Here is a 16,932-nt window from a genome sequence, read left to right as displayed (position 1 = left end):
CGGCTAGCCGGCCTGCAGGTGCTGATCGACGCGGATCTTCTCGCGCTGACCGGTCTTGGGATCGGTGCGGTGCAGGAAGAAGGCCTTGGCCTTGAACGGCCCCTGCATCAGGTCCAGCAGCATCGCGTGCGAGAGCTTGTTCTGCTCATTGGCGAACGGCGAGATCATCTCCAGCAGCCAGGTCCGGTCGCCGGAGTTCCAGTCGTCCATGGCCAGGGGCTCGCCGCTCTCCACCTTGGCCTCCGCCGCTTCCGACAGGTTGGCCCAGATGGCGACGCCCAGGGGCAACTGCTCCAGCCCTTCCTTGCTCATCCCGATCGCCCCGAACGAGGCGGGATCGGCGTTTTCCAGGCCGGGCAGCGGGCCGAAGCGGAAGATACGGAACTGCTCCTTCACCACCGCCGGCATGAAGGTGGTCTCGATGGCCTTCAGTTTCAACTCGCGGTGCAGAGGCGACTGGGTCAGCAGCCAGACAATCTGGCCGATGGCCTCGGCGACGGTGCGGGGCGTGCCGGGTGGCGGTTCCACCTTATGCGTCGTCCCTGTCGGCTTCTTGGCGGTGGCGGTCATCCGAAGGCTTTCTGTTGCGGCAGGGCGGTGAGCAACTCCATGGCCTTGCGGTCATGCAGCTTGCTGTCCTTGGCGTCCATCTCGGCCGAGGCGGCCGGAGCGAAGGACGCCATCGCCTGGATCATCTTGAAGCGGTTGGTTTCGGCCAGGGTGATACCCGCCGTCAAGGCCGAACCCTGCTGGCCGGCGGTCACCAGACCGTCATAGTCGGCGCCGACCGGCCCCTGCCAGGAGGCGTAGCCCAGCCCCTGGCGGGCCCCCGAGTCGGCCTGACCGCCAAGCTGGAAGGCTGCTTGGGACATACCGCGCCCGGATGGCATGAGCTCGTCGCCGCCGTTGACCGGAACGACCGGATCGATCGGCGCCAGGGCGTCGCGGATCTGCTGCGCCGGGCTGCGGTTCTTGGCCGTGCGGTTGACGGCCCCGGGACTGGCGTCGCCGGTGTCGACATTCAGGCTGGCCGACGCCAATGGCCCCGCCCCGCCGACGGCGGCCTCGGCCTTGGGCGCCACCGGCGAAACACCGGCGGGCGCGTCGGCGGTGGGGCTGGCGGCCTTCTGGATCATGGGATCGATCCTGAGAGTCGCACTCGCGGCCGCCGGCGCCTGATCGGCAACCGAGGCCGACAGAGCGTCCTCGGTCTGGATCGAGGCCAGGGACTGCCAGTCGCCCCAGTAGCCGCCACCGCCCAGTCCCGGACGGCGTGTCGCGTGGTCCAGGTCCGTCGCCGCGTCCACGACGTTCGCCGCTTTGAGATCCTGGGCCAGGACCTGGGTCAGCATCAACTCGTCATAGCCCAGCCGGACATCGCCGACCTGGCCCGTCGAGCCGTCGGCCCGGCGGTAGACCGAGGTCGCCTGGATGACGTTGTCGCGCCCGCCGGCGTCGGCGGCCCCGGTGGCCACGCCCGCCAGGCTGACGCCCGTGATGCCGGCCTGCGCCAGCGTGCGCAGCTCGGAGGCCTGGCTGACCCCGTCCTGGTTGACGTCCTGCCAGACCCGGAAACGGGCATAGTCGGCGTCGCCCGCATCCAGCCAGCCGTCGCCATCGGTGTCGAAGGCCGCCAGGCCCTCGAGGTCGCTGTTCGCCCCGGCCTTGTCGGAGACGAAGCTGATCTCGCCGATGCCGCTGATCAGGCCATCGCCATTGCGATCGAGCGCCAGGAAGCCGTCATCGGCCCCGACCCAGCCCGCCCGGTCGGCGTCGCCATCGCCATCCAGGTCGAACCTGGCGCTGCTGGCCGAGGGGGCGACAAGTTCGACCCCGTCGCCATCCAGGTCGAGAACGATGGGCGGCGCGCCTTCCGACAGATTGTTGAGGTTGATGGTCACGGACTGGGTGTAGCTGAGCCCCGTCCCGCCGCTGTCGATGATGGTGACGTTGAAGCTGTAGCTGGACTTGGTCTCGTAATCGAGGCCGCCGCCGAAGGTGGTGATGATGCCGGTGGTGGCGCCGATGCGGAACTTGGCCGCGTCCGCCCCGGAGAGGCTGAAACGCGGGTTACGGTTGACGTTGAGCACGTCCGGATCGCTCCAGGCCAACGATCCGACCACCGTGCCGGTGGCCGAGTTCTCATCGACCGCGAACACCTGGCCCGACGTGATGGTCGGGGCCTCGTTGACGTCATTGACGTGAATGATGATCGACTTGGAGGTGGTGAGGCCCGTCCCCGCCTTATCCTGGGCCGTCACCGTCACCGTGTAGCTGCTCTTGGTGGCGTAGGCCAAGGCGCCGTTGACGGTGATCTCCCCGGTGGTGTTGTTGATCAGGAATGCCGAGGCGTCGGCCCCCGACAGGCTGTAGCGGAAGTCGCGGTTGTACGACTGGCTGTCCGGATCGGTGACGCTGATCGTGCCAACCGAGGTCCCCGAGGTCGAGTATTCGTCGACATAGAAGGTCTGGGTCGGAATGCTGGGCGCCTCGTTGACGTCCTCGATCCTGTAGAGGACCCCGGTGGTCTGGGAGTCGACCCCGCCCACGGTGCTGCGCACCTGGATGGTATAGGTCGCTTCCTTGATGCCGTCGGTGTCGGCGTCGGTCAGGGTGATGTAGCCGTTGCCGGCCATGGCCGCGAGCGTCTCGAAGTCGAGGGTCAACCCGGCCTTGAGACTGACCGTATTGCCGGAAATCGAGAAGTAGCTGAGAGGATCATTGGCGATGCTGTAGGTCGCCGTGCCACCAGTCTGGGTGGTGGTGATGGTCCCCACCGTCGTCAGGGCCGAGGCGCCTTCGTTGCGCATCGAGTTCGTCTGGCTGAAGGTCGGGGCGCTGTCGACGCCGCTCTCCGAGAGGTTACCGATGTTGATGGTGATGGCGCCCGTGGTCGAGAGGCCCGAGCCGCCCTGGTCGGTCACCGTCAGGGTCAGGCTGTAGGACGCGGTCGTCTCATAATCGAGCGCTCCAGCCGTGTTGATCTGGCCGGTGGTGGCGTTGATCGAGAACAGTGAGGACCCGGTTCCGGACAGCGCATAGCGCAGGTTGCGGTTGCCGCTGGCAGTGTCCAGGTCATCGGCGGTCACCGTGCCGACCACGGTTCCCGTCGAGACGTTCTCGTTGACCGAGAAACTCTGGGCCGTGGTGGTCGGGGTTTCGTTGACGTCGGTGACGTTGACGGTGATCGCGGCCGACTGCGACAGGCCGGTCCCGCCGGTGTCCTGTACGGTGACGTTCAGGCTGTAGCTCGACTTGACCTCATAGTTGGCCGAGCTGTTCATCGTCAGCGCCCCGGTGGTGGCGTTGATGGTGAAGGCCGCCGCGTCGGTCCCGCTCAGCGAGTAACGGGGGTTGGCGAAGGTCCCGGTGTCCGGATCGCTGGAGACCACCGTCCCGACCGCCGCGTTGGCGCCAGCGTTCTCGGCGACCGAGAAGGTCTGGGCCGAGATAGTCGGGGCTTCGTTGACGTCGGTCAGGTTGACGGTGATCGTCTGGCTGGTGGCGATACCCGCGCCGGCCCGGTCGGTGACCGTTACGGTGAAGCTGTAGCTGGACTTGGCCTCATAGTTGACGCCGCTGGCCAGGGTGATCTGGCCGGTGGTGGCGTTGATCGAGAAGGCCGCCGCGTCCGTGCCGGAGATGGCGAAGCGCGGGTCGCGGGTGCTGGTCTGGGTGTCCGGATCGCTCCAGGCCACCGTGCCGACCACTGCGCCGGTCGTGGCGCTCTCGGCGATGCTGAAGGTCTGGGGCGAGACGGCAGGCGCCTCGTTGACGTCCTCGATCCGGTACCAGATGTAGCTTGAGGGCTGCGAGGTGACGCTGTTGACGGTGCTGGTGACCTTCACGCCATAGGCAAACTCCATCAGGCCGTCGGAGTCGCTGTCGGAGAGCGTCCAGTAGGCGGCCGGCGTGCTGGCGGCCAGGGTCTCGAAGTCGAGAGTCAGGCCCGAGCGCAGAACCAGGTTGCCGCCCGACACCGTGAACCAGTCCAGGGGGTCGGAATATTCGGCGAAGGTCGCCGTGCCGCCGGTCTGGGTGGCCGTCAGGGTGGCGATGGTGGTCGAGGTGGTCGCCCCCTCGCCCTGCATCGTCACCGACTGGCTGTAGGTCGGGGCGCTGTCGGCGCTGTCGGCCAGGTCGTTGAGGTTGATGGTGAAGGTCTGGCTGTAGCTGAGCCCGGCGCCGCCGCTGTCGGTGATGGTGACGGTCAGGGTGTAGCTGGACTTGGTTTCGTAATCGAGGCCGCCGCCGAAGGTGGTGATGATGCCGGTGGTCGTGCCGATGCGGAACTTGGAGGCATCGGTCCCCGAGATGGAGAAGCGCGGGTTGCGGTTGGCGGTGATGACGTCCGGATCGCTCCAGCCGATCGTGCCAACCGTCGCGCCGGTGCCGCTGTTCTCGTCGACACTGAACACCTGGCCCGCGGCGATGGTCGGCGCCTCGTTGACGTCGCTGACGGTGATGTTGACGACCCGGGTGGCGGAGAGACCGGTGTTGTTCCTGTCCTTCAGGTTCAGGGTGACGCTGTAGGTCGACTTGATCGCGTAGTCGGGCGAGTTCACGATGCTGATCACCCCGGTCGAGGAATTGACCGTGAAGGCGGCCGCATCGGTGCCGGTGAGCCAGAAATAGGGGTTCTGGTTGTTGGCCTGGGTGTCGATATCGGTCCAGTTGATGGTCCCGACGACACTGCCCGCCGCCACATGCTCGGCCACCGTGAAGCTCTGGCTGGGGATGGAGGGCGCCTCGTTGACGTCCTCGACCCGGTACTGAACGGCGCTCTCGAAGGAGTTCACCCCGCCCACGGCGCTGCGCACCTTGACGGTGTAGACGAACTCCATGTTCCCGTCGGAGTCGGAGTCCTCGAGCGTCCACCAGGACGCCGCCCCATTAGCCGCCAGGGTCTCGAAGTTCAGCGTCTGGGCATTCAGCTTCAGGGCGTTGCCCACGATCTGGAACAGGCCAAGCGGATCGGACGAGATCGAATAGGTCGCCGTTCCGGTCTGGGTCGAGGTCAGGGTGGCGATCGTCGTCGCCGTAGAGACCGTACCCTCGTTGCGCGTGTAGTCCGTCTGGCTGACGGAAGGCGCGCTATCGACGCCGGCTTCCGACAGGTTGCCGATATTGATGGTCAGGGCCGCGGTGCTGGACAGGCCCGAACCGCCCTGGTCGGTGACCGTCAGGGTCAGGTTGTAGGCGGCGGCGCTCTCGTAGTTGAGGGCGGCGGCCGTGGTGATCGCCCCGGTCGTGGCGTCGATGCTGAAGTTCGACGCCCCCGTGCCCGAGAGGGCGTAGCGCAGGTTGCGGTTGGCGCTGTTGGCGTCGGCGTCGCTGGCGGTCACCGTCCCAACCGCCGTGCCGGTCGAGACGTTCTCGTTGACCGACAGACTCTGGGCGCCAACCGTCGGAGCCTCGTTGAGGTCGTTGATATTGACGGTGATCGGGGCGCTGGCCGACAGGCCCGAGCCGCTGTTGTCCGTCGCCACCACGTTAAAGCTGTAGCTGGACTTGGTGTCGTAGTCCGCCGAGGTGTTCTTGGTCAGGGCCCCCGTCGTGGCGTTGATGGTGAAGGCCGCCGCGTCGGTTCCGGTCAGCGAATAGCTGAGCGTGCCGTTGGCGCCGGCGTCGGGGTCGCTGGCCGAGACCGTGCCGACCGTCGCGTTGGCGCCGGCGTTCTCGTTGATCGAGAAGGTCTGGGCCGAGATGACCGGCGTTTCGTTCAGATTGCCGACGTTGACCGTCATGGTGTTGCTGGTCGCCAGGCCAAGGCCGGCGCGGTCGGTGACCGTGACGGTGAAGGTGTAGCTGCTCTTCGTCTCGTAGTTGAGGGCGGTGTTCAGGCGGATTTCGCCTGTCATCGTGTCGATGGTGAAGGAGGCCGCGTCGGTCCCCGAGATGGCGAAGCGCGGATCGCGGTTGCCGCTGAGGGTGTCGCTGTCGGTCCAGGCCACGGTGCCCACCGAGCTGTTCAACGCCGAGTTCTCGTTGATCGAGAAGCTCTGGGCCGAAACCGCCGGCGCATGGTTGGTGTCGGTCAGGCTGATGGTGACGCTCTGGGTCGAAGTCGTGCCCGTCCCGGAATGGTCGACCGCCGTGACGTTGAAGGTGTAGCTGGTCTTGCCCGGCGTCAGGGTCCCGCCGACGGTGATCTCGCCGGTGGTCTGGTTGATGCTGAACACCGAAGAGTCGGCCCCTGACAGCGAGAAGTAGGGCGACTTGTTGACCGTGGCGGTGTCCAGGTCGCTCCAGGCCACCACGCCGACACTGGTCCCCACCGAGGCGGCGTCGGCGACCGTGAAGGCCTGGCCGCTGGTGACGGTGATCTGCTCGTTGACGTCGTTGACGTTGACAGTGACCGCGGCGGTGGCGCTGAGGCCCGAACCGCCGGTGTCCTGCACGGTGACGCTCAGGCTGTAGCTGGACTTGGCCTCGTAGTTGGCGGGGCTGACCAGGGTCAGGACGCCGGTGGTGGCGTTGATGGTGAAGGCCGCCGCGTCCGTCCCGCTGATCGTATAGTAGGGGTTGGCGTAGGTCCCCACGTCCGGGTCGGACGAGGTGAGGGCCGGCGACAGCGCATAGCTGGCGGCGGTGTTCTCGTTCACCGACAGGGTCTGGGGCGAGATGGTCGGGGTTTCGTTAACGTCGGTGATGTTGACGGTGATCGTATTGCTGGCCGTCAGGCCCGTCCCGCCGGTGTCCTGGACGGTGACCGTCAGGCTGTAGCTGGACTTGGCCTCGTAGTCGGCCGAAGTGTTCTTGGTCAGCACCCCCGTCGTGGCGTTGATCGAGAAGGCCGCCGCGTCCGCGCCGCCGGTGATGGCATAGCGCGGATTGGCGAAGGTCCCGCTGTCGAGATCGCTCGAGGTCACCGTGCCGACCACCGCATTGGCGCCGGCGTTTTCAGCCAGATTGAAGCTCTGGGCCGAGATGGATGGGGTCTCGTTGACGTTGGTGACGTTGACCGTGATCGTGTTGTAGGCCGTCAGGCCCGTCCCGCCGGTGTCCTGCACGGTGACGGTCAGGCTGTAGCTGGACTTGGACTCGTAGTTGGCCGAGCTGATCAGCGTCAGGGCGCCGGTGGTGGCGTTGATGGTGAAGGCCGACGCGTCCGTTCCGCCGGTGATGGCATAGCGCGGATTGGCGAAGGTCCCGCTATCGAGATCGCTTGAGGCCACCGTGCCGACCACGTAGTTGGCCCCGGCGTTCTCGGCGACCGAGAAGGTCTGTGGCGCGATGGTCGGGGCTTCGTTCACGTTGGTGACGTTGACCGTCACCGTGTTGCTGGCCGAGAGGCCCGTGCCGCCGTGATCGGTGGCGGTGACGGTCAGGCTGTAGCTGGATTTGGCCTCATAGTTGGCCGAGCTGGTCAGCGTCAGCGCCCCGGTCGTGGCGTTGATGGTGAAAGCCGAGGCGTCCGCCCCGCCCGTGATGGCGTAGCGCGGATCGGCCCAGGCGCCGGTATCCGGATCGGTGGAGAGCACCGTGCCGACCACCACATTGGCCCCGGCGTTCTCGTTGACCGTGAAGGTCTGGGCCGCGACGCCAGGCGTCTCGTTGACGTTCTCGAGCCGGTAGGTGATCGCCGCGTCCGCCGAGCTGACGCCCGACAGGTTGGAGTGGACATGGATGGTGTAGGCCACCTCCATCAGTCCGTCGGAATCCGAGTCCTCGAGCGTCCAGTAGCCACTGGCCGCGCCCGCCGCGAGGGTCTCGTAATCCAGGGTCAGGCCGGCCTTGAGGCTCAGCACATTGCCCGAGACCGAGAACCAGCTCCACGGATCGTCCAGCGTCCAGGTCGGCGTGCCGCCGGTCTGGCTGCTGGTCAGGGTCGCCACCGTGGTCAGCGAGGTCGTTGAGGCGCTCTCGTTGCGGATGGTGGCGGACTGGCTGAACGTGGGGGCGGCGGGGGGGGCGGTCAGGTTGACATTGACCCGCTGAATGACCCAGTGGCCCTTGGCGTCAGTGACCTTGATGTCGAAGTAGTCACTGCCGACGGCGGAGGCGGTCGGTGTGTAGGTCCACGAACCGCTGGAGTCGAGAGTCAGGGTGCCGGACTGGGGCTCGGTGGCCTTTTCATAGCTGGCGATGTTGTCATCGTCGTCGGTCGCCAACACGGCCCCTGCGAGGGTCTTATTCCATTGCGTGCTCACAGACTGGTTCGCTACCGCAGGCCTTGCATCACTGCCCGCATGCCAAAATGGCGAGATCGTGGTGACCATCTGCTCGGACATCACTGTCGGCGGAGACACTGAAACCGCCGTCATCGCCTGGATCAAATCCGTAGCGTGAGCCAGGAACAGGGTGTTCCCATCAATTTCGATGCGATCGAAATGAGCCGCCCCGCCACTGGTGAAATAGTTGGTGACGGTGATGCGGGTCGTGCCGCCGATGACGCCGATCTTCAAGTCGTTACCACTCTGGCTCAGCCAGATCTGGTTCGCCTGGACTCCTGTGATGCCGATCTTGTTGACGCCAGAGGCGTCCACGATCGTGTCGACATCGTTGTTGGCCCCGAAGACATAGTCGTCATCGCCCGCCTCGCCCGCCAATGTGTCGTTGCCTGCATCGCCAATGACGAGGTCGTTGCCGTCGCCGCCATGCAGGTCATCGGCCCCATCGCCGCCATAGAGATGATCGACGCCTGCCCCGCCGTAGAGCGTATCGGTACCGGCGCCGGCCGTCAGGACGTCGTCATCGTCCTCACCGCGAAGCACATCGTCCCCCGCGCCGCCATCGATGCGATCGGCGCCCGCGCCGCCCCAGGCCTGGTCGTTGCCAGCGTCGCCAGAGATGCCGTCGACGCCATCTTCGCCGTAGAGGCTGTCCGCTCCCTCGCCGCCGTTCAGCACGTCATCGCCTGCGCCACCATGCAGCGTGTCATTTCCGCCCATGCCCGCAAGGCGGTTGCGGCGGCTGTCGCCGGTCAGGCTGTCGCCATAACCGTCCGAGCCCATGACGTTTTCAATGGTGCTGACGCTGCTGGCGTCCAGCTCGATGGTGTCGCCCTGGGCGTCCCCGCCCGTGGCCGAGCCCGTCGCCAGGTTGATGGTGACCGCCGCGGACGAGCCCAGATAGCGGATCGTGTCGCCATAGCGCTCGGTACCTACTGGATCGAGTCCAGCCGACACCCGGTCGGCGCCGCCTTTGAGGGCGTCGCCGCCCGCGCCGCCTTCCAGGACGTCATCCCCGGCGCCGCCTTGCAGTTCGTCAGCGCCGGCGCCGCCGTAGATGGTGTCGTTGCCGTCTCCGCCCTGCAGGGTGTTGCCGCCGCTGTCGCCCAGGACCAGATCGTTGCTGGTCCCGGCGGTTCCGCCAGGCAGCACCAGGTGGGTGAGGTCCATGACCAAGCCGTCGGCCAGGGTCAGAGACTCCACTGCTCGGTCAGCGTTGATGGAGCCATCGGTATTGAACTGATCCTTCAGGGTGACGGAATCGCCGCCGCCCAGCGAGATGACCAGATCATTGCCCGTCTTAGTGAAGGTCAGGTCCGAAAGGCCGATGCCCGTCCCCATCCGCAAGGTGTCCGAGCCGGCATTGCCGGTCGTCGAGCCGACCCTTATGGCGCTGCCCGGGTACAGGCGGCCGCCGCCTGGGCCAACGACGATGCTGGAGACCACGTCGGCCGCGCCGGACCAACCCCCGCCGGATTCCAGGGGGTAGGCGACGACCGAACCGGGGGAAGCCGGCGGCCGCGTGATATTGCGGTACTGGGTGCTATACTCCTCCCATCCGGCATAGACGAGTTCGCCCGTCGCCCGGTCGTAGATGTTGAGTTCGTAGCGGTATCTCTGCCCCTCGATCGCCTCGACGAAACCGATCGTGTTCCAGACATAGTAGTAGGGCGTGGTGGAACTGATATCGCCGACATCGGAGTAGTTTATGGTCTGGATGCTTTGCACCGCGTCCTTGACGGTGTCGGCGCCGTCTCCGCGATTGTATTCGTAGTCGTCGTTGCCGGCGCCCCCCTGCAGTACATCGTTGCCCGCCATGCCCCGCAACACATCGTCGGCGGCATTGCCGTAGAGGCGGTCATTGTAGTTGGAGCCTTCCAGGCCCTCGATGCTGTTGAAGCCGTCCAGCGACCAGCCACGGACATTGTTCACCCAGTCGCCGCTGAGACTGGAATCCCGGGTGGTGTCGGCCAGATACACCGTCACGCCGGTGATTTCGGGCAGAAGGGGGGCTTCACCTGCCCAGTGCTCGGGCTCCGACTGGTAGGAGGCCATGTCGAAGCCGTCGCCGCCGAACAGGCGGTTTGTCGCGTCGAGTGAGGTCATGCCGCCCAGGCCGCCGTCGAGAATGTCGTCGCCGGCCCCGCCATAGAGCACGTCGGTCGAGGCGCCCCCCTTGAGGTGGTCGTCACCGGCCCCGCCGACCAGCAGGTCCAATGCGTCGCCGCCGCTGATATCGTCGTCGCCCTCGTTGCCGGTGATCCAGTCGCCCGAGCCCGTACCGGTCAGAGTATCGGCCCCCGAGGTTCCACCCTTCAGCGTGCTGTAGCCGGTCGGGGCGGCGGTGCTGGTCAGGCCGACCTTGCCGACGGCGGCGAACACCATGGTTTCGATGGAGTGGCCGGCGGTCCCGAACCAGTCCTTGATCGTCAGGCCGTCGGTCGCCGCGTCGAACACGGTCTCGCTGTTCTCGTCGGTGATGGCGATGCGCAGATCGTTGCCCGACTGGCGGAACTGCAGATCCTGGATGTCGATGCCGATGCCGAATTCCAGGACATCGGTTCCGGAATTGACCGCCGTGGCGCCGCTGACCGGCCCGATCCAGCGGTAGGTCTTGTGATCGCTGTCGTCGAACTTGAAGGACCCCGACCAGGTCTGGCCGTCGAAATAGGTAACGCCGCCCTTGGTGATGTGGCCGTCGGCGTCGATGTTGTAGCCGTTGGAGAAGGTGGTCGTTCCGCCGGACTCGGTGGAGACCAGTTCCCAGTTGTCGGCATATTCGTCGATCAGCGTGTCCTGGCCATCGCCGCGCTTGAACTCGATGATGTCGTCGCCGGCCCCGCCCACGACGGTGTCGTTGCCTTTCCCGCCGGACAGGATGTCCGATCCCGCCCCGCCGTAGACGATGTCGTCGCCCGCGTCGCCGCTGACGGTGTCGTTGCCGCCGCCGCCGACCGCGTCGTCATTGCCGACGCCGCCGATCACCAGGTCTTCGTCGGAATCGCCGGTGACGAAGTCGTTGCCCGTCCCGCCCGCGACAAAATCCCGATCCTGCAGCGCATGCACGATGTCGTTGCCACCGCCGGCATAGATGAAGTCGGCCCCGCTGGTCCCCAGGATGACGTCGCTGGCGCCGGTGCCGACGATGAAGGTGACGATATCGCCGATCCGGAATTCATCACCATCGGCGAAGCGCAGCCATTCCACGCGGTTGGCGGTCACGAACCAGTTCTTGATGGTCAGTTCATCGCCAGTGGGGATGTCGAGACCAGCGGTGTTCTTGGCGGTGAGCTGAATGATCAGGTCGTTGCCGGGAGTGCCGCTCGTTCCAGAGCGCCGCAGGATGATGTCGGCCATGGTGATGCCGATGCCGAAGGCGATGGCGTCTTCACCACCCACGACCGAACCATCCACCAGGTAGTCGCCGTCGCCGGCCCAGCCGCGATGATCGGTATCGGTGGACGTCTGGGCGCTTATGGTAGCGATGCGTCCGGTGATATCGGCAACGGAGGCCGCGACGCTTCCATCCTCGTCCAGGATGACGTCATGGCCATCGCCGTAGCGGAAAATGTACTGGTCCGAGCCGGCTCCGCCAAGAATCGCGGCGGCGCCGCCGGCGCCTTGATCGTCGCCCGCCCCCGCCTCCAGGACATCTCCCCCGGCGCCGCCTTGGAGGAGGTCAACACCCGCACCGCCATTCAGCCAATCCGAGCCGGTCCCACCGTAGAGACGGTCATTGCCCTCGTCACCGCTCAGGTAGTTGCCGCTGCCTCCAATGGCGCTGAGGGCGACGACCGTACTTGCTGCGTCACTGCTGGAGAACCCGACGTTGGAGACACTGCCGGCGAAGATGGCGTCATCGCCGCTACCGCCGAAAAGCCAATCATCCAGACGACCTCCGACCAGCGTATCATTTCCGTCCCCGCCCAGAACATCGTTTCCCAAATCTCCGGCTCGGACTAGATCATTACCATTACCGGCCGAAATTTTTGCCGCTATACTTATAGTGAAATTATCCCCGGTAGCGTTTTCACCGTCTATGCTGAGTAGATTATTTCCTTGAAGGACATCACCTATTATGATGATGCTGTCATTTCCATCTGTACTTCCGACCGAAATTGAATTCTTCGAGGCTGTGTCAATGGTATCTCCGAGAATTCCTATGCGATCACCGGCAGCATCATGGAAATCGTAAAGTCTCTCTCCAGTCGCTGAGTCCAATGAGAAGGTTAAAAGCGCAGGTGATAAGGCATCGCCGTCAATGTACCCGTTCACTTGGTCGAGGAACACGCCAAAACCGCCCACCCAATCGGAAGCGGCTCTCTTGTCCAATCCCAATTCAGAAGCTCGAACCAGAGTTATCAACCAACCAGCCGCGAATTCAGACAACGGATCAGAAAGCACCAGTTCGTCGATCAATTCGCGTTGACTTATATATTTCGAATAGTCCTGAGCGGCGGTGATATCGCCCATCAGTTCATTGATGCCGTAGTTGTCCGCCCGCTCTACGACCCCACCGCCCAGCACACCCCCGTTGGTCAGACTGTTCAAGATCGCCCGCTTGACGTAGATGTCCCCACCCGCCATGCGCAGAACCATGGTCGATGCCGCATTGAGCACGGCAAAATCGACAAGTTCCTCAGGCGATTTGAACAGAGGATCGGGCGTCAGGTCCCAGTAGGTAAAGCGTTCGTTCTTTTGCCCAAACTCGCCGACCGGAACAGCGGCCGGATCCAGAAGAGTCGAACCAGCGCGAGACAGCAATCCGTTCAGGCCCTGAGAGATGGCCTCGCCGATTCCGCGAGCGACGGCCCCATCCGCTCCATTCTTTGTAATGACTTTGACGACGTCGAACTCCCCCTTCGCCTCGTCCCACCGAACAGTCGCCCATGACTTGGGAGGTCCGCTGAACAGTGACCCCAACCAACCGCCCAGCAAGGTGTCGATAAATACTATGACCACCACCGCCACCAGGGCGAGCACGGGGTTTGCCGCCACCAGTCCTGGGTTGGAGGCCAGAAAGGCCGCCGCGTTTATCGAACCGTAGGCGCTTCCCAAGGAAGAGCCGATCTGCCCTCCGATGGTATCAAAGCTGCCGACCTCCTCGGCCAAACGAGATCCGATCCAGGACCCGATAACATTTATAAAGAAAGTCCCATAACTACCCTCGGTAATTCCGTCGTTCCAATCCAAATCTGGATCGATAATATTGGAAATAATCTTTGAAATCGTGGCTGTTGCTACAGTTTGAGTAAATGACGCTAAGTCACCCTCCAAACCCAATGATTCCACCAGTTCGGCGACAAGATACGACGATACGGCTCCAATCCCTGCGCTTTCCAGATTGTGAAGGAATTCGACGCCGAAACTTCCCCGTTGGACAGCAGTAGCCCCCAAAGCCGGGACCTTCTTTTCGATCCAATCGCCGAAAGCTGTCAGGATGGTCTGAAACGCAGCCGATGCGACAACCTGAGCGACGGGATTGTCTCCCGCGAGCTGTTTCCCCAAAGTCGAGCCAAGCACACCGAGCAAATCCGACGCATCAAAGCGAAAAGCACCTCCGACGGCGTTGATGAGGGTCCCTTCAATCTCGAAATGCGGTTTGATAACTATAATAGACTGAGGAGTGGATGCGGTTCCCTCCAACAGACCTTGCCCATCGGCCACTTTTAGGTCTGAAACATGAATAGTGCCCGGCGGGAGCATTGCCTGGTAAGCTCGGGCTCTCGTTTTTAAGTAATCAGTGCCATCTCCCGTCAAATAACCCATAGACTTCGCCGTCTCATATATGGCTTTTTCTTGTGGATCATTTAGTATATCTGACGGCTTTATTTCTACTCTTGTACTATTGCTAGACTGCGCGGGGTCAAAGAATCTGCTAAGCACGCCAGCATGCCCCCCGAAATTACCCCCCCCAGGTGTATGCCCCGAATTAAAATCGCCATGTAGTGTCTCGTGGATGTCAATAATGGCATCGTAGGCATCTCGATTTCTGATGCCCGATCTTTGGAAGTCCGCGTCAGTGGCGGAGTCGAGCGGAATAAGGATGACAAATTGCCCTACTCCGTCTGGTGCGGACGTTTGACCAATAAAATAGTCATATGGATCATAGTACTTTCCTTGCACGTAGTACAAAACTCGACTACCGCTTCTTGAAATCATTTCACTATAACGAGGATCCCTTCTCGCTGATCCATCTGTTGGCAAAAGCAATGGCGGAAGAAAATTGCTGATATTTATAGTAATATCTTCGGCACCGTCAGCTGTTCCAAAATTTCTATCTTGCACTACAAGAATAGACGGATTATTTGGACCCGGAATTAATGGATCGCCGTGGTCAACGAATCTTCCGCCAACAGCGTCCAAGATATCTTGGTAATTTACTCGCATGTAGGCGCCCATCCTATCGGGCTCCCAATCTGTTCCTGTCGGCGCATCTCTAGTTTGTATTATCGCTTGCTCTCTAATGTATTTGTCAAATTGCGTGTTGTTTGCCGGATCGAGCGCATGCGCGAGCAACCTCTCCCAGGTAGCCGCCGAAGCGTCGCTTGCCCCGTACAAACGGATGTATGGAAGCCTTCCAGTATAGCCGTTCGGAGGTTGCCCAGGCCGGACTTCCCAATACTTATTATCGGCGCTCTTTCTCAAGATTGTGAAAGTCGTGGTCATAGGTTCCCCCAAGAATTAGAGCATATTCTCGCAGACAAAGCCGTCCGCGTGCGCGAATCCGAACGGAGCTTTGGCTCCGTAAATTGCCGGGTCACTCAGGTACTCGGCGCGTTTACGACATATTCTCTGCCTGTAAAATTCTTCAAAAACTGTAGAGCTACAGGTATACATAGCCGATTGATAGAAAAGAGCACCGAGTTCAGCTTTTTTGTTTTCCCTAAATGCCCTGGATCTCTGCACAATAATCTGGTGCGCCAACACGCTGTATCTTCTACATTCATCTGCGATTTCGAGGTCGGGAAGGTGCGCGGCGCCGTATTTCGCGACAACTGCCTTATTCAGATCACCGGTGGAGAAAGTTCGTAGGTACTCCGCCGCGATTGACCGCCCACCCGCGTTATCTAATGTCTTTTTCGTCGCCTCCGCCTGCCGCGCATCCTCAAGAGATTCAATACAGTTTTGAAACTCGTCTATCTCCGCAACTGCGGTTGGAGGTGTGTAGTAGGTTGGTCGCTTGGCAATGCAAACACGTCCTTCGGCGTCCAAGCTATTTAAGCTGTCTATTAACGGATCCAGCTCTGCATACTGTTGCCTCATATGGGTCGAAGCAGGAAGAGCCGTGAATGCCGCGCCCAGAAACGCGATGATCGCGCAGGATGAGGCGACCCGAATTGAGAAGCCGCTTTCCATCACCGCTCCCTCCCCGCCTCACGCACCCGCTTCGCCAACGGGCTCAGCAGGTACTCGATAATCCGTCGCTGCCCGGTCCTGATCTCCGCCGTCGCCGACAGGCCCGGTTCCAGCAGCATCATCCGCCCGTCGACCTTGATCCACGGCCGCAGCAGCTTCACCCGCGCCGCATAGACCAGGCCCAGTTCCTTGTCGGGCACCGCGTCGCGGCTGATCGCCTCCACCCGCCCGGGCACCACGCCGTATTTGGTGAACGGATAGGCCTCGAGCTTCACCTCCACCAACTGCCCCGTCCGCACGAACCCCGCGTCCCGGTTCAGGACCTGGGCGTCGACGATCAGTTCGGCGCCCTTGGGGACCAGGACCATCAGGGGGTCGGCCGGCTTGACCACGCCGCCGATGGTGTGGACCTGGATCTGTTCGATGACGCCGTCGACCGGGGCGTAGAGGATGGTCAGGGCCGCTTTGTCGCTGGCCTTCTTCAGTTCCTCGCTGCGCAGGCGCTCGTTGGCCTGGGCCTCGGTCAGGGCGTCCAGGGCCTCGCGGAAGAACTCGCTCTTCAGCTTGCCGATCTGGGCGTCGACCGAGGCGATGGCGGCGATGGATTTGTCGCGCTCGGCCCGGCGGATGGCCAGGTCCTGGCGGATGCCGATCACCCGCTGGCGCACCTCCGAGACCCGCATGGTCGGGGCGTAGCCCTGGCCCTGCAGCTTTTCGAGGCCCTTGAGCTGGTCCTCGGCCAGGGGCAGCTGCTGGCTGAGCTTCTCGGCCTCGCTGTCGACCATGACCAGGTCGCCGCGGCGCTGGGCCTGTTCCTGGCGCAGACCGGCCAGGGCGGTGGAGTTCTCGGCGATCTTGGCGGTGACGAAGGCCTGCTGGGTGCGCACGCTGGCCGGATCGGCGCCCTGGGGCGCGATGAAGCGCGGCGTGCGGCCCTGGGCGTAGTCGACCAGGGCGGTGGAGCGGGCCACGTCGATCTGGGCCGACAGCAGGGCCTGGCGGGCCTGTTCGACATCGGCGGCGGTGACGGTGGGATCCAGGTCCATCAGCGCCTGGCCGGCCTTGACCTCCTGGCCCTCGGTGACGCGGATGGCGCGGACCACGCCGGCGTCGGCGGCCTGGATGAGCTTGACCTGGCCGCGCGGGCTGACCTTGCCGTTGGCCGAGGCCACCACGTCGACGCTGCCCAGGAAGGCCCAGAGCGTGGCCAGGGTCAGGAAGGCCAGCATCAGCCACAGGATCGCCCGGCCCAACGGATTTGGCGGGGTCTCAAGGATTTCCAGCGCCGCCGGCAGGAAGCCCGGGTCGGCGCTGGCCTGGCGTTCGCGCGCCGCGTCGCGGTCGAGGCGGAAGCTCTCGAACAGCACCTCCAGATGACGTTTGATCCCCCCGAACATCG

At 63.4% G+C, this 16,932-nt stretch carries 5 protein-coding genes and 1 pseudogene; 1 reads left to right on the top strand and 5 read right to left on the bottom strand.

Annotation, left to right across the window (positions count from 1 at the left end; genetic code table 11):
• Positions 1 to 3: 3 nt before the first annotated feature.
• The 3 genes and pseudogenes from QO010_RS01150 to QO010_RS23955 form a co-directional block, all read right to left on the bottom strand.
• A complete protein-coding gene (locus tag QO010_RS01150) occupies positions 4 to 570 on the bottom strand; it encodes a toxin-activating lysine-acyltransferase (RefSeq protein ID WP_307344829.1) in 567 nt (188 codons plus the stop codon).
• Complete coding sequence (locus QO010_RS01145) at positions 567 to 11,573, bottom strand: cadherin domain-containing protein (RefSeq protein WP_307344827.1); 11,007 nt, start codon at positions 11,571 to 11,573, stop codon at positions 567 to 569. The genes QO010_RS01150 and QO010_RS01145 overlap by 4 nt, the downstream gene beginning before the upstream one ends.
• A 321-nt stretch (positions 11,574 to 11,894) precedes the next feature.
• Positions 11,895 to 12,449 (bottom strand): annotated as a pseudogene (locus tag QO010_RS23955) (calcium-binding protein); the annotation flags it as partial.
• Between QO010_RS23955 and QO010_RS01135 the strand changes: the two are divergent.
• The gene (locus tag QO010_RS01135) at positions 12,450 to 13,067 is read left to right on the top strand and encodes a hypothetical protein (protein ID WP_307344823.1); all 618 of its coding nucleotides are present in this window, start codon (positions 12,450 to 12,452) and stop codon (positions 13,065 to 13,067) included.
• 1,791 nt (positions 13,068 to 14,858) lie between these two features.
• Here the strand turns inward: QO010_RS01135 and QO010_RS01130 are convergent.
• Both QO010_RS01130 and QO010_RS01125 read right to left on the bottom strand, forming a co-directional pair.
• Complete coding sequence (locus tag QO010_RS01130; RefSeq protein WP_307344821.1) at positions 14,859 to 15,533, bottom strand: hypothetical protein; 675 nt, start codon at positions 15,531 to 15,533, stop codon at positions 14,859 to 14,861.
• Positions 15,533 to 16,930 (bottom strand): HlyD family type I secretion periplasmic adaptor subunit, encoded by a 1,398-nt coding sequence (locus QO010_RS01125; RefSeq protein ID WP_307344819.1) that lies wholly within the window; start codon positions 16,928 to 16,930, stop codon positions 15,533 to 15,535. Before QO010_RS01125 ends, QO010_RS01130 begins: the two co-directional genes overlap by 1 nt.
• Positions 16,931 to 16,932 lie beyond the last annotated feature (2 nt).

Source organism: Caulobacter ginsengisoli (assembly GCF_030814835.1).
Lineage (GTDB): Bacteria > Pseudomonadota > Alphaproteobacteria > Caulobacterales > Caulobacteraceae > Caulobacter > Caulobacter ginsengisoli.
Note: the sequence above shows the minus strand (reverse complement) of the source record. Positions and strands in the feature narration are given on the sequence as shown.

Excerpts from the sequence above, each read along its gene's own strand:
- QO010_RS01150 (WP_307344829.1), bottom strand. The coding sequence starts at position 570 with ATGACCGCCACCGCCAAGAAGCCGACAGGGACGACGCATAAGGTGGAA.
- QO010_RS01125 (WP_307344819.1), bottom strand. The coding sequence starts at position 16,930 with ATGTTCGGGGGGATCAAACGTCATCTGGAGGTGCTGTTCGAGAGCTTC.
- QO010_RS01130 (WP_307344821.1), bottom strand. The coding sequence starts at position 15,533 with ATGGAAAGCGGCTTCTCAATTCGGGTCGCCTCATCCTGCGCGATCATC.